We start from the raw sequence: 13,939 nt of genomic DNA on the forward strand, positions 1-13,939 counted from the left end.
GGTATTCATGACCACTCTTTCCGGCAAGACCGCATTGGTTACCGGTTCCACCAGCGGCATCGGTCTGGGCATTGCATTGAGCCTGGCCAAGGCTGGCGCGAATCTGATTCTCAACGGCTTCGGTGATGCCTCGAAAGTCATCGCCGAAGTCGCCCGGTTCGGCGGCAAGGTCGGCCATCATCCGGCCGATGTCAGTGACCCGGCGCAGATCGCCGACATGATCAATTACGCCGAGCGCGAGTTCGGCGGTGTCGACATTCTGGTCAACAACGCCGGCATCCAGCATGTCGCCGCCGTAGAAGAGTTCCCTGTCGAGCGCTGGGATTCGATCATCGCCATCAATCTGTCCTCGGTGTTTCACAGCACGCGCCTGAGCGTGCCGGGCATGCGCGCCAAAGGCTGGGGGAGGATCATCAATATCGCCTCGGTGCATGGTCAGGTTGGCTCGACGGGTAAGGCAGCTTATGTGGCCGCCAAGCACGGCGTAATCGGTCTGACCAAAGTGGTCGGTCTGGAAACCGCGACCAGCAACGTCACCTGCAACGCGATCTGCCCGGGCTGGGTGCTGACGCCACTGGTACAGAAACAAATCGATGATCGCGCCGCCAAGGGTGTCGATCCACAGCAGGCGCAGCATGATCTGCTGGCCGAGAAACAACCTTCACTGGAGTTCGTCACACCGCAGCATCTGGGCGAGTTGGTATTATTTTTGTGCAGCGAGGCCGGCAGTCAGGTTCGTGGGGCGGCGTGGAATATCGATGGTGGCTGGCTGGCGCAATAATTCGCCCTCGGCACAGATGGGTCTTTGGCACACAGACTGTGTGCATGAATCAGATAACAAGAGGCACGCAATGTCCGACATCCTCTGGCAACCCGACGCCAATCGTATCGCCCGATCGCGCATGGACGCGTTCCGACGCTTCGTCAATCAGCGCCATTCGCTGGACCTTGATGACTACCCTGCCCTGCACCAATGGAGTATCGATCAGCGCGCAGCGTTCTGGCAGGCCATCGTCGATTTCTTCGATATTCGTTTCCATAACCCGCCAGATGCCGTGCTGCGCGAAGGCCCTTCAATGCCCGGCGCCGAATGGTTTCCCGGCGCAACCGTGAATTTCGCCGAGCATCTGTTGCGCCGTCGCGATGACGCCGTAGCGGTAGTGGCCGTGGCCGAAAATGGCCAGCGTGAGCAACTGACCTGGGCCGAACTCGCAGAGCACGTCGGCGGTTTTCAAGCCAGCCTGCAAGCCGCCGGCGTTGGCCTCGGTGACCGGGTGGCTGCGTGCATGCCCAACACCTGGCAAACGCTGGTGGCGATGCTCGCAACCACCAGCCTCGGCGCAATCTGGTCGTGCTCTTCACCGGACTTCGGCACCCACGGCGTCATCGACCGCTTCGGCCAGATCGAACCGAAGGTGTTGATCACATGCGCCGGTTACCGCTATGCCGGCAAAGAAATCGATCAAACCACCAAGCTCAACGAAATCCTTGCGCAACTGCCGTCGCTGCAACAGCTGATCATCGTGCCGTATGCCCGTGCACAAGCCCGCTGCGAGGATTACCGGACGCAGGCCAACGTCACGCTCTGGGATGATTTCTACCAACCCGGCGAAGCACCGCGTTTCGTACCGGTGCCATTCAATCATCCGCTGTACGTGCTGTATTCCAGCGGCACCACAGGCGTTCCGAAATGCATCGTCCACAGCAGCGGCGGCGTGCTACTGCAGCACGTCAAGGAACACGGGCTGCACGTTGACCTCGGCCCCGCTGATCGCCTGTTTTACTACACCACCTGCGGCTGGATGATGTGGAACTGGCTGGTTTCGGCACTCGCGGTCGGCAGCGCCGTGGTGCTGTACGACGGTTCACCGTTTCATCCCGCCAATGATCGCTTGCTGGATTTGATCGACGACGAGCGCATCAACGTGTTTGGTACCAGTCCCAAGTTCCTTGCCACCCTGGAAAGCAGTGGCAGCAACCCCCGCGAAACTCATGATCTGGGCAGTTTGAAAACCCTGCTGTGCACCGGCTCTGCCCTGTCGCCGCAGAGTTACGATTTCGTCTACCGCGACATCAAGTCCGATGTCTGCCTGGCCTCGATGTCCGGTGGCACCGATATCGTCTCGTGCTTCGTCAACAGCAATCCGCTGTCGGCGGTACGTCGCGGTGAAATCATGGGCAAGAGTCTGGGCATGGCCGTTGAAGTGTGGAATGACGCCGGCCAGGCGGTGGTCGGCGAAAAAGGCGAACTGGTCTGCACCCGGCATTTTCCGGCGATGCCGATCGGGCTATGGAACGATGCTGATGGCGAAAAGCTGCGAAAATCCTATTTCAGCCTGTTCCCCGGTGTCTGGGCGCAGGGCGATTACGCTGAACAGTCGCCACATGGCGCAATGCTGATCCACGGTCGCTCCGATGCAGTGCTCAACCCGGGAGGCGTGCGCATCGGCACGGCGGAGATTTATCGGCAGGTAGAGAAAGTCCCGCAGGTGCTCGACAGCGTGGCCATCGGGCAGCAATGGCAGGATGACGTGCGAGTGGTGTTGTTTGTGCGCTTGCAGGATGGCGTTGAACTGGATGCCCCCCTGCAGGAGCAGATTCGCCAAGTGATCCGCGCCAACACCACGCCACGTCATGTGCCGGCGAAGATCGTCGCGGTTACGGATATCCCGCGCACCATCAGCGGCAAGGTCGTGGAACTTGCCGTGAGAAACGTGGTGCACGGGGAACCGGTGAAGAACACCGATGCACTGGCCAACCCGCAAGCGTTAGAACAATTTCGCAACAGAAACGAATTGAGCTGTTGATCCTCTAGTCCATCAATCCCCACTCACCCGAGGAGGATGGCGGCAACCCGGGGCCGGCATCGTCATGCAATTTCAAACGCAACCGCAGGTTGTTTACCGAGTCCGCATGTTTGAGCGCCTCTTCCTCACTGATCACTTTCTCCACCACCAACGCAAACAGTGCGGCATCAAACGTCTGCATGCCGAGCTCGGCAGACTTCTCCATGATGCCCTTCAACTCGGTGAATTCGTTTCGACAAATCAGATCCGTCACTGTCGGTGTACCCAGCATGACCTCGACCGCGGCTCTGCGCTGTCCGTCCAGCGTGCGCACCAACCGTTGTGAGACAAAGGCTCTCAGGTTATTGCCCAGCGCGTGCAACAACTGCGGGCGACGCTCTTCGGTGAACATGTTGGTGATCCGGTCCAGCGCTTGGTTGGCATTGTTTGCATGCAGCGTTGAAAGCACCAGATGCCCGGTCTCGGCAAACGCCAGCGCATGTTCCATGGTTTCGCGGTCACGAATTTCGCCGATCAGCACCACGTCCGGCGCCTGACGCAGGGTGTTCTTCAATGCGGCGTGAAAACTGCGGGTGTCGACGCCGACTTCTCGCTGGTTGATGATTGAGCGCTGATGCCGGTGGATGTACTCGATCGGGTCTTCAATGGTGACGATGTGCCCGCTACTATGGCGGTTGCGGTGGTCGATCAATGCCGCCAGCGAGGTCGATTTGCCCGAATCGGTGGCACCGACAAACAGGATCAGGCCCTGTTTGAGCATCACGGTTTCAAGCAACACCGGCGGCAGTTTCAGGTCTTCGAAGCGCGGGATGTCGAGTTTGACGTTACGGATCACGATCGACACATCGTTGCGCTGTTTGAAAATGTTGACCCGGAAGCGGCCAATCCCGGTACGCGAGATCGCCAGGTTCATTTCCAGATCCCGGTCGAACTCCCGGCGCTGCTCGGCGTCCATCAGTGAGGCGGCGACATTCGCCACCTCGCCGGGTTTGAAGGGTTGCCCGCTTAGCGGCGCAAGCACACCATCGAACCTTGCACTGGGTGGCGCGCCCGTGGACAGAAACAGATCCGAGCCGTGCCGGCTTGCCAGTTGTTTAAGCAGTGCGTCGATTTCCATGACAAAAAGCACCCGTGAAGCTTGCAATGAACAGAGAGGGGCCGCGCCGTGACGCACGGGGCCAAACCGCGTCTACCGAACTAGGATAGTAGACGCCGTCTCACCGACTGACGCTCAGGACTGATGTAATGAATGCTGTACCGACCACTGACGATGCCCAAGTAATGATCGCCCGAACGGATTGGAGTCGTACTCCGTTGGGCGCGTCTGGCACTTGGCCGCAGAGCTTGCGAACCGCGGTGGACATCGTGATTCACTCGCCGATGCCGATGCTGCTGCTGTGGGGCGCGGAGCTGACGCAGATCTACAACAACGGCTTTGCCCTGCTCGCCGGGAGCAAGCATCCGCACGCTTTCGGACAACCTGCGCACCAGATATGGCCAGAACTTCGAGACTTCACTGACCCAATTTACAGCGCCGTCCTACAAGGCCAGGTGCGCACCTACAGTGAGCGGCGTTTCACCTTGCAGCGTGAGGGCAAGGAATCGGATTTCTGGCTTGATCTGACTTACAGTCCGATCCGCGATGAGAGCGCGCAAGTGGCCGGGATTCTGGTGACCGCCATCGAAACCAACGAGCGCCGGCGCATCGCGCTGGAACTGCAACAACGCTCCGATGACAGCCTCAAGGCCCAGCGCGAAACCGAAGAGCGCCTGCAACTGGCGCTTGCCGCAACTGATGCCGTCGGCACTTGGGACTGGGACATCGGCGAAGATCGCTTCATTGCCGACGCCCATTTCGCCCAGTTGCACGGCATTGATCCGGCGCGCGCCGCGCAATTGCCCATCAGTGATTACCTGCAAGGCGTGCATCCCGAAGACCGCGCGCTGGTCGCCCGCAGCATCAAGCATTGCATCACTCACGGCACTGAATATGCGGAGGAATACCGCTTGTTGCTGCCCGGTGGCGAACAGCGCTGGGTGTTTGCCCGCGGGCGCTGCTACAAGGATCACCATGGCCGCCCGGTGCGTTTCCTCGGTGCTGCACTGGATCTGACCGAACGCAAACACACCGAACAGGCATTGCGCCAAAGCCAGACCGAGCTGCAGTTGATCATCAACGCCATGCCGATCCTGATCAGTTACGTCGACCACGAGGAACGTTTTCGCCTGAACAACGCGGCGTATCTCGACTGGTACGGGCTGACTCCGCAGGAGTTGTACGGCCGCACAATTCGCGAAGTGATCGGCGAAGAGGCCTATTTTCTGCGCGCAGCGTATATCGCCGAAGCGCTGGCCGGCCGCCCCTGTTCGTTCAGCCTCTATACCCATCACCGTGACGGCAGCGCCCGGCATGCGCTGATGAACTACTTGCCGCGTCACGGCCCCGATGGGGCGGTCAACGGTTTCTACATTTTCGTGATCGACGAAACCGAACGCAAAAAGACCGAAGAAGCACTGCGCAATCTCAACGAAACCCTTGAGGAGCGGGTCAGCGCTCGCACGGATCAACTGGCGCAGGCCAATCAACGTTTGCAGAACGAGATGTTCGAGCGTGAGCGCGCCGAAGATGCGTTGCGCCATGCGCAGAAGATGGAAGCGGTCGGCCAGCTCACTGGCGGCATCGCCCATGACTTCAACAACATGCTCACTGGGATCATCGGAAGCCTCGACCTGATGCAGCGCTATATCGCAAATGGTCGGGCCGACGAGATCGGCCGTTTCACCGAAGCAGCGGTGTCCTCGGCCAACCGTGCAGCAGCCCTCACCCACCGTTTACTGGCGTTTTCGCGGCGCCAGTCGCTGGATCGCAAGACCCTGAACGTCAACGAGCTGATCCATTCGTTGGAGGATCTGATCCGTCGCACCAAGGGCGATCCGATCGAACTCACCTTGCGTCTGGCCGAAGACGTGTGGCCGGTCAGCACCGATGTCAGCCAACTGGAAAATGCCCTGCTCAATCTGGTGATCAACGCCCGCGACGCCATGCCCGAGGGCGGTGAGCTGCTGATCGAAACGGCCAATGTCTATCTCGATGGCAGTGACCTTACGACGCTTGAACCGGTCAAGGCTGGCGACTACTTGATGTTGGCGGTCAGCGACAACGGCACTGGCATGACGCCTTCGGTGCGCTCCAAGGCCTTCGATCCGTTTTTCACCACCAAACCCATCGGCCAGGGCACAGGTCTCGGGTTGTCGATGATTTATGGTTTTGCCCAGCAATCCGGCGGCCATGTCAGCCTCGACAGTTTGCCGGGCCAGGGCACTTGCGTGCGCCTGTACTTGCCGCGTTTGCATGGCATCGAGCCTGAATGCCCGTATGTCGAGCCGATCGAGCAGACGTCGCCCACTGCAACAGGTGAAACCGTGGTGGTGGTCGAGGATGACCCGGCGGTGCGCATGCTGGTCACCGATCTGTTGAAGAGCCTGGGTTACCTGGCTCATGAAGCGGAAGACGCCAAGACCGCCCTACCGCTGCTGGAGTCGGATTTGCGCGTGGATCTGCTGGTCACCGACGTTGGCCTGCCGGGCATGAATGGTCGGCAACTGGCAGAGATCGCCCGCCAGCATCGGCCGACCCTCAAAGTGCTGTTCATGACCGGTTATGCGCAGAACGCCGCCGAGCGTCAGGGCTTCCTGGAGGATGGCATGGACATGGTGGCCAAACCGTTTTCGATTGAGCTTCTGGCCAGCAAGATCCGCACGATGATCAGCCAAACCCCGTGACTTGAGGCATAATCCGCGCCCCGCCGTCACCCCGTTATCAGGTACCGCACGATGAAAGCCCAAGCCCGCCACATTCTGGTGAAAACCGCCGAAGAGGCCGAACAGCTCAAACAACGCATTGCCAAAGGTGAAGCGTTTGACGTGTTGGCCAAGAAATTTTCGACCTGCCCGTCCGGCAAGCGCGGCGGCGATCTGGGTGAAGTGCGGCCGGGGCAGATGGTTGGTGCGATCGACGCGGTGATTTTCAAAAAGCCGCTGCGCACGGTGCATGGGCCGATCAAGAGCAAGTTCGGGTATCACCTGGTGCAGGTGTTTTACCGCGATTGACGGGTTGGCTTCAGGGCCCTTTCGCGAGCAGGCTTGCTCCCACATTTGGAATGCATTCTCCTGTGGGAGCGAGCCTGCTCGCGAACCGATTGCGCAGCAATCGGCCATTCAAGCCTTTTTCGGAATCAATGCACCCGGCACCTGAATCACTTGGCTGGCCAGCAAGTGCCCGGCCTCGGCAGCCTCCGCCGGACTGCCGCCCAGCAATCGACTGGCCAGATACGCCGCACTGAACGAATCCCCCGCCGCCGTGGTGTCCACCACCTTCTCGACCTTCTGCGCCGGCACTTCAAATGTCTCGTCATCACAACGAATCAGACACGCCTCGGCCCCACGCTTTAGCACCACTTCCGGCGTGCCGAACTGCGCGCAAGCGGCAAACACCGCTTCGCAATCGGCGAAACCGAACAGCGCCTGTTCGTCATCCACCGTCAGCAACGCCAGATCAACGTACGGCAGAACGCTGCGATAAGCGTCCCGCGCGGCTTCCACCGAGGACCACAAGCGTGGCCGATAGTTGTTGTCGAAAACGATCCGCGCATCACGCTGGCGCGCTTCGACCAGGGTCTGGATCAAGCGTTCACGCCCCAGCGCACCGAGCACCGCCAGAGTAATGCCACTGAAATACAGCACATCGTAATCCGGCAACGCGGCCAGAATCGGCTCGGCGGCCGGGGTGGTGAAACAGTCGCGAACCGCCGCTTCGTTGCGCCAATAGAGGAAACGCCGCTCACCGTTGGCGTCGGTCTGAATGCAATACAGGCCCGGCAAACGCCCGGGCAGACGCTGGACGAGATCGAGGCCGATGCCTTCGCTGGTCCAGATCTGGCACATGGCGTCGCTGAAGCTGTCATCGCCCAGCGCGGTGACGTAATCGACCTGCGCCTTGTCGCCCATGGCGCGGGACAGGTACACCGCGGTGTTCAGGGTGTCGCCGCCGAAGCTTTGCTGCAGGCTGCCGTCAGCGCGGTGCTGCAGTTCGATCATGCATTCGCCGATCAGGGCGATGCGCGGGGTGTTCGGGCCGAGGGGGCTGAGGGTGTTCATCTTGTGCTGTCTCTGTTGATGCGCGGGTGTCTGGACTGGCGCCTTCGCGAGCAGGCTCGCTCCCACAATCTGGAATGCATTCCCCTGTGGGAGCGAGCCTGCTCGCGAATGGCCGCGACTCGGTCTCAAGCGTTAGAAACAGGTCTCCATGCTTTCGATCACCGACAACTGCTCATCCACCAACAACCCCACGCGCCACTTGTCGAACGTCAGGCACGGGTGCGACGTACCAAAGGAAATGATGTCCCCGACCCGCAACTCAATCCCTGGCGCCACAGTCATGAACGCGTGCTGATCCATCACCGCCGTGACCTTGCACGCACCGACATCCTCGCCCACCGCTGGTACCACTCCGGCCTTGTAACGCAACAACGGCACCGGCAAACCGGCATCGAACGCGACATCGCGCTTGCCCAGTGCAATTACCGCAAAACCCGGCTCCGGAAGCGATTGCACGTGGGCCCAGACTTCCAGCGCCGGGCGCAAGCCTTCGTGCAGATCGCTGCGACGGTCGAGCACGCAGCATTGCGCCTCTTTGTAGATGCCATGGTCGTGCGCCACATAACTGCCTGGACGCAACACACTGAGGAAGCGGCCGGCGGCGTTCTGCGCTTCGAACGATTCGGCGATCAGGTCGTACCACGCCGAGCCCGAGGCGGTGATGATCGGCTTGGCGATGGCGAACGCGCCGCTGTTCTGCAACTGCACGGCCAGACGCACCAGTGACGCGGCGAATTCGCGGATACCGCTGACCGCGTGATCACCATGAATCACGCCTTCATAACCTTCGATACCGGTCAGGGCCAACGCCGGTTGCGCGTTGATCGCTTTAGCCAGTTCGATGACCTCCTGCTCACTGCGGCAGCCGCAACGGCCGCCGACTACGCCGTACTCGATCATCACGTTGAGCTTCACGCCGCGCGAGGCGTAGTAAGCGCCAAGATCGGCGACGTTGTCCGGGTGATCGACCATGCAGTAGAAATCAAACGTCGGGTCGGCGAGCAGATCGGCAATCAGCGCCATGTTCGGCGTGCCGACCAGTTGGTTGGCCATCAACACGCGGCGCACGCCGTGGGCGTAGGCAGCGCGGGTCTGGGTCGCGCTGGCGAGGGTGATGCCCCACGCGCCGGCGTCGAGCTGACGTTTGAACAGTGCCGGGGTCATGCTGGTTTTGCCGTGGGGCGCGAGTTCCGCGCCGCTGTCGCTGACAAACTTCTGCATCCAGTGGATGTTGTGCTCCAGCGCTTCGCGGTGCAGTACCAGCGCCGGCAGGCTGACGTCACGCGTCAGGTGCGCGCCGATCGCAGCGTTGCCCTTTTCCGCAGCGTTTTTGTTGGCAGTCGTCATGGTCGAACTCCTCACTTTCGCGGCCGCAGGCAGCCGCGGTTATTCGTTGATCCGCCGGGCGAGGCTGTTGGCGCTCTCGATCAGCACCCGGCGATAGTCGTTGTAATTGTTCTTCGCATCGGCCCGTGGAGCGACGATGCACAAAGTACAAATCGCTACGCCCTGAGGATCTTTGACCGGGGCGGCAAAGCAATGGGTAAAGGTGTCGGCGACGCTGTCGAAGGAGAAAAATCCATCGATGCCGGCCTGACGGATTTCCGCGAGAAAACGTTCTAGAGGCAAACGCTCGCCATCGGGCAGGATGAAGTCGTCTTCGTCGATCAGGTCAATGATCTGTTGATCGCTCAAGTGCGCGAGCAGCAGGCGCCCGGAAGCCGTCCACGGGATGGGCGCGTTTTCGCCGATGTCGGAGGAAATGCGGAAATGCCGCTCGCCCTCCTTCATCAACGCCACCGTGTATTTGCGTCCGTTGAGCAGGCACATCTGCGCGGTTTCACGGGTCTGGCTGACGATCTCCTGCAAGGCGTGATCGGCCTCGCGGCTGAGGTCGAAGTGACGCAAATGCGCCTGACCGAGGAAGTACAACTGCCGGCCCAGATAGACGTGACCGTCCTTGCCCACCGGTTCCAGAATCCGTCGTTCCAGCAGCGAAGCGACGAGTTCGTAGACGGTGGATTTCGGGCTGCCGATGCCGTTGGCGATGTCGTTCGGACGTAGCGGCTGGCCGATCTCCTTGAGGAAATCGAGGATATCGAACGCCCGGTCCAGACCGCGTGCCCGGCGCTTGATGGTGTCTTCGGTCATTTCAGTGGGTCCCCATTCAAAGTCGCCGGATGGTAACTGGCCCTTGGTGTTGTGTCAGTTGGATTGCTGCCCTCACCCCCCGCCCTCTCCCAGAGGGAGAGGGAGCCTGACCGTATCGATGCACATGTTGTGGTCATTTGCCAAAATCTGCATCGACAGAGATCAGTCCCCTCTCCCAGAGAGAAAGAGCCTGACCGTATCGATGTAAATGTAAGCGTCATACGCAAAATCCGCATCGATACAGATCAGTCCCCTCTCCCTTGGGAGAGGGTTAGGGTGAGGGGCTGCGGCCTAAGCAACGCAGCAATTTTCAAGCCTTTTTCTTGTAGGCGATGCAATCGATCTCGACCTTGCAATCAACCATCATGCTCGCCTGCACACAGGCCCGCGCCGGTGCGTGTTCAGGTTTGAAGTATTCGCCGAAGACCTTGTTGAAACTGCTGAAATCCCGCGGATCATCCAGCCACACCCCGGCACGCACCACGTCTTCGAGGCCATACCCGGCCTCTTCGAGAATCGCGATCAGGTTCTTCATGGTTTGGTGGGTCTGCTCGACGATGCCGCCGACAATGATCTCGCCATCCACCGCCGGCACCTGGCCGGACACATGCAGCCAGCCATCCGCTTCAACAGCGCGAGCGAAGGGACGTGGCTGGCCGCCAGCGGCGGTGCTGCCGGTGCCGTAACGCGTAATGCTCATGGGTACTTCTCCTGATTACAAATCGAAAGTTAAAACCGCGTGCTCTTGAGAAACTCGGCCAGACGCGGCGATTGCGGGCGTTCGAACAGTTCCTTGGGAGGTCCCTGCTCTTCGATTCGCCCCTGATTCATGAAAACGATCTTGTCCGAGACCTCGAAGGCGAAACGCATTTCGTGGGTCACCAGCAACATGGTCATGCCGTCCTCGGCCAGGCCCTTGATCACGTTGAGCACTTCGCCGACCAGTTCCGGATCGAGGGCCGAAGTGACTTCGTCGAACAGCATCAGGCTCGGGTTCATCGCAATCGCCCGGGCAATAGCCACGCGCTGTTGCTGACCGCCGGACAACTGACCGGGAAAGTGATTGCGCCGCTCCAGCAGGCCGACGCGTTCCAGCCATTTTTCCGCGAGGACGACGGCTTCGTCCTTGTGCATCTTCTTCACCTTGAGCAGGCCCAGGGTAACGTTCTGCAACGCGGTCAGATGCGGGAACAGGTTGAACTGCTGGAACGCCATGCCTGTCATCGCGCGATGGCGGGCGATGACTTTTTCCGCGTGGCGCACACGCTTGCCATTGACCTCGTCATAGCCGATGGATTCACCGTCGAGCAGGATCTGCCCGCCCTGGAATTCCTCGAGCATGTTCACGCAACGCAGCAGCGTGGTTTTACCCGAGCCGCTGGAGCCGATCAGCGTCACCACGTTGCCGCGCTGCATGCTCAGATCGACACCCTTGAGTACTTCGACCGCACCGTACTGTTTGTGCAGGCCACGGATGTCCAGCAACGCTTGAGGCTGTGAGGAAACTTGAGCTTGAGTCATGGCAGGGCCACCCGCTTTTCAATGTGCCGGCCGAGTAATTCGATGCCGTAGTTGATGACGAAGAACAGAAAACCGGCGAACAGGTAGAACTCCAGGGTCATGAAGTTCCGGGCGATGACCTGTTGCGTGCTGAGCAACAATTCGGCGACGCCGATCACTGACAGCAAGGTCGAAGCCTTGACGATTTCGGTGGACGAGTTGACCCAGGTCGGCAGGATCTGCCGCAAGGCCTGAGGCAACAGCACGTAGCCGAGGGATTGGTAGAACGTCAGACCGATGGCTTTGCTCGCCTCCATTTGCCCGCGCGGCAAGGCTTGCAGCGCACCACGGACAATCTCAGCGACATGGGAGCCGCAAAACAGCGTCAGCCCCAAGGCCCCGGCCTGAAATGCGCTGATCTGCCAACCAAGTGCCGGCGCCATATAGAAGCAGGCCAACACCAATACAAACACCGGTGTACCGCGAATCAGGTCGACGTAAAAACGGAACGGCGCGCGCATCCAGAACTTGCCGTAGGTCAGCACCAGACCGGTGACCACGCCGAGCACAGTGCCGAGCAGAATCGCCAGCGCCGACACTTGCACACTGGTCAAAAAGCCCTGCCACAGCGGCTCACGCGCGACCCACAATTCATGTAACCAACTCGGAGATTCGTACATCGCAGCCTCCTATCGGCGGATCGCCAGACGCTGCTCGAGGTAACGCAGCAGCATGGCAATGAGGTAACAGGCCGCGACATACAACGCCGTGGTCACCAGCCAGGTTTCAATCACCCGGTAGCTCTCGACGTTGATCTTGCGCGCGTAATAGGTCAGCTCCGGCACCGCAATCGCGGCGGCCAGCGAGGTGTCCTTGAACAGTGAAATGAAGTTGTTCGACAGCGCCGGCAACACGTTGCGCAACATCACCGGCACGGTGACGTAAGCCTTGACCTGCCACTCACCGAGACCAATCGCCAGCCCGGCTTCGCGCTGCCCTTTGGGGATGCTCAGCAAGCCACCACGGAACACCTCTGTCAGATAGGCCCCGGCATACAACGACAGCGTGATAATGAACGAGGGGATCTTGTCCAGACGAATCCCGAGACTCGGCAGGGCAAAGTAGATCAACAGAATCAACACCAGAATCGGCGTGTTACGCACCACCGTGACATACACCGAGGCCAGCACCCGCAAGGCGCGATGCTTGGAGAGCAAGGCAAACGCCATCAGCAGGCCGATCACGCAGCCGATGGCGATCGACACCAAAGCCAGCTCAAGACCCAGACCGAGCCCCGCCAGCAAAGTGTCGAAATCGCGCCACACGGCGGCAAAGTTCAACTGATAGTTCATGGTCAGCAGTACCTTGAGCGGGGCGACGGGAATCGCCCCACTCTCACGGGATCATTTGAATTCGACTGGGAAACCGATGGCTGGGGAAGGCAGATCTACACCGAACCATTGTTTGAACGAAGCGGCGTATGTCGGGAATTCAACGCCGGTCATGGCTTCATGCAACGCCGTGTTGACGAAGTTCAGCCAGTCCTGATCGCCACGCTTGACTGCGCAGGCGTAGGTTTGTGGGCTCCACGCATAGCTTGGGCTACGGTAGCGGCCAGGGTTCTGCACCATCAGGTATTTGACCGAAGACTGGTCGGTGGCGGCGGCGTCGGCGCGACCGGAGTTAACGGCCTGATACATCAGATCGACACTGTCGTACTGATCGACCTTGGCTTTGGGCAAGGCCTGATGCACCAGCTCTTCGGCATAGACGTTTTGCAGCACGGCCACGGTGACGCTGTCGCCGGCAGCTTGCAGGTCTTCGATTTCCTTGTACTTGCTGTTGTTCGGCAGCAGCAGGCCGACGCCCTCGCGGTAGTACGGCAAGGTGAACGCGACTTGCTGCGCACGGCTGGCGGTGACGGTGATGAACTGGCAGCTCATGTCGACCTTGTCGGTGAGCAGATTGGGAATCCGCGCATCGGACGACTGCACCACGAACTCGACTTTGCTCGGGTCGTTGAACAGACCCTTGGCGACGATCCGCGCGATATCGATATCAAAACCCTGCAACTTGCCGTCCGCGCCCTGGAAGTGCCACGGCGCATTGGTGCTGCCAGTCCCCACGATCAACTTGCCACGGGCCAGAACACTGTCGAGCTTGCTGTCGGCTGCCTGGGCCATACCCATGACAACGGACGAAGCCGCAAGAACAAAAACACACGCTTTGAACAACGAAGGACGGCGATGCATGGCAAGCACTCCAGAATGGTGTTTATTCCGCTATACCGGAACACGGTTTGTTACTACGGAATAGACAGCAGA

13 protein-coding genes are annotated in these 13,939 nt (G+C 60.0%); 4 read left to right on the forward strand and 9 right to left on the reverse strand.

Translation table 11 applies throughout. The features are described from left to right. Positions 1 to 7 precede the first annotated feature (7 nt). Together hbdH and ACOYXJ_RS25650 are read left to right on the forward strand one after the other, a co-directional pair. Entirely contained in the window at positions 8 to 781 is a 774-nt protein-coding gene (gene hbdH, locus ACOYXJ_RS25645; RefSeq protein WP_016984333.1) for a 3-hydroxybutyrate dehydrogenase, read from the forward strand. A gap of 70 nt (positions 782 to 851) precedes the next feature. After that, a complete protein-coding gene (locus ACOYXJ_RS25650; protein WP_460372275.1) occupies positions 852 to 2,807 on the forward strand; it encodes an acetoacetate--CoA ligase in 1,956 nt (651 codons plus the stop codon). Between the two features lie 4 nt (positions 2,808 to 2,811). On the opposite strand, the gene ACOYXJ_RS25655 is transcribed toward ACOYXJ_RS25650, so the two are convergent. Then, positions 2,812 to 3,924, reverse strand: coding sequence for a PilT/PilU family type 4a pilus ATPase (locus ACOYXJ_RS25655; RefSeq protein ID WP_460372277.1), 1,113 nt, complete (start codon positions 3,922 to 3,924; stop codon positions 2,812 to 2,814). Positions 3,925 to 4,052: 128 nt separating this feature from the next. On the opposite strand from ACOYXJ_RS25655, the gene ACOYXJ_RS25660 reads away from it, so the two are divergent. Continuing rightward, a complete protein-coding gene (locus ACOYXJ_RS25660) occupies positions 4,053 to 6,590 on the forward strand; it encodes a PAS domain-containing hybrid sensor histidine kinase/response regulator (protein WP_150731086.1) in 2,538 nt (845 codons plus the stop codon). A gap of 51 nt (positions 6,591 to 6,641) precedes the next feature. Continuing rightward, positions 6,642 to 6,917 carry a peptidylprolyl isomerase gene (locus ACOYXJ_RS25665; protein ID WP_007912322.1) on the forward strand — a complete coding sequence of 92 codons (276 nt, stop codon included), beginning with the start codon at positions 6,642 to 6,644 and terminating at the stop codon, positions 6,915 to 6,917. A 108-nt stretch (positions 6,918 to 7,025) separates the two neighbouring features. Here ACOYXJ_RS25665 and kdgK read toward each other — a convergent pair whose 3' ends face one another. The 8 genes from kdgK to ACOYXJ_RS25705 all read right to left on the reverse strand — a co-directional run bounded on the left by kdgK (position 7,026) and on the right by ACOYXJ_RS25705 (position 13,867). Beyond that, a complete protein-coding gene (gene kdgK, locus ACOYXJ_RS25670) occupies positions 7,026 to 7,964 on the reverse strand; it encodes a 2-dehydro-3-deoxygluconokinase (RefSeq protein WP_460372279.1) in 939 nt (312 codons plus the stop codon). A gap of 132 nt (positions 7,965 to 8,096) precedes the next feature. Then, complete coding sequence (locus ACOYXJ_RS25675; protein WP_460372281.1) at positions 8,097 to 9,311, reverse strand: amino acid deaminase; 1,215 nt, start codon at positions 9,309 to 9,311, stop codon at positions 8,097 to 8,099. Between the two features lie 39 nt (positions 9,312 to 9,350). Next, on the reverse strand, positions 9,351 to 10,115 hold the full coding sequence (locus ACOYXJ_RS25680) for an IclR family transcriptional regulator (protein ID WP_110719165.1): 765 nt from the start codon (positions 10,113 to 10,115) through the stop codon (positions 9,351 to 9,353). A gap of 310 nt (positions 10,116 to 10,425) precedes the next feature. Beyond that, positions 10,426 to 10,815: a RidA family protein gene (locus ACOYXJ_RS25685; RefSeq protein WP_007912330.1), complete on the reverse strand. Its 390-nt coding sequence runs from the start codon at positions 10,813 to 10,815 to the stop codon at positions 10,426 to 10,428. Between the two features lie 29 nt (positions 10,816 to 10,844). Further along, positions 10,845 to 11,636: an amino acid ABC transporter ATP-binding protein gene (locus tag ACOYXJ_RS25690; protein WP_110719164.1), complete on the reverse strand. Its 792-nt coding sequence runs from the start codon at positions 11,634 to 11,636 to the stop codon at positions 10,845 to 10,847. Beyond that, positions 11,633 to 12,295 (reverse strand): amino acid ABC transporter permease, encoded by a 663-nt coding sequence (locus ACOYXJ_RS25695; protein ID WP_150793463.1) that lies wholly within the window; start codon positions 12,293 to 12,295, stop codon positions 11,633 to 11,635. The genes ACOYXJ_RS25690 and ACOYXJ_RS25695 overlap by 4 nt, the downstream gene beginning before the upstream one ends. Before the next feature lie 9 nt (positions 12,296 to 12,304). Beyond that, positions 12,305 to 12,967: an amino acid ABC transporter permease gene (locus ACOYXJ_RS25700; RefSeq protein ID WP_003225455.1), complete on the reverse strand. Its 663-nt coding sequence runs from the start codon at positions 12,965 to 12,967 to the stop codon at positions 12,305 to 12,307. Between the two features lie 51 nt (positions 12,968 to 13,018). Then, positions 13,019 to 13,867: a transporter substrate-binding domain-containing protein gene (locus ACOYXJ_RS25705; protein WP_460372284.1), complete on the reverse strand. Its 849-nt coding sequence runs from the start codon at positions 13,865 to 13,867 to the stop codon at positions 13,019 to 13,021. Between the last annotated feature and the right edge of the window lie 72 nt (positions 13,868 to 13,939).

It is taken from the genome of Pseudomonas sp. Tul2A7 (assembly GCF_054790505.1).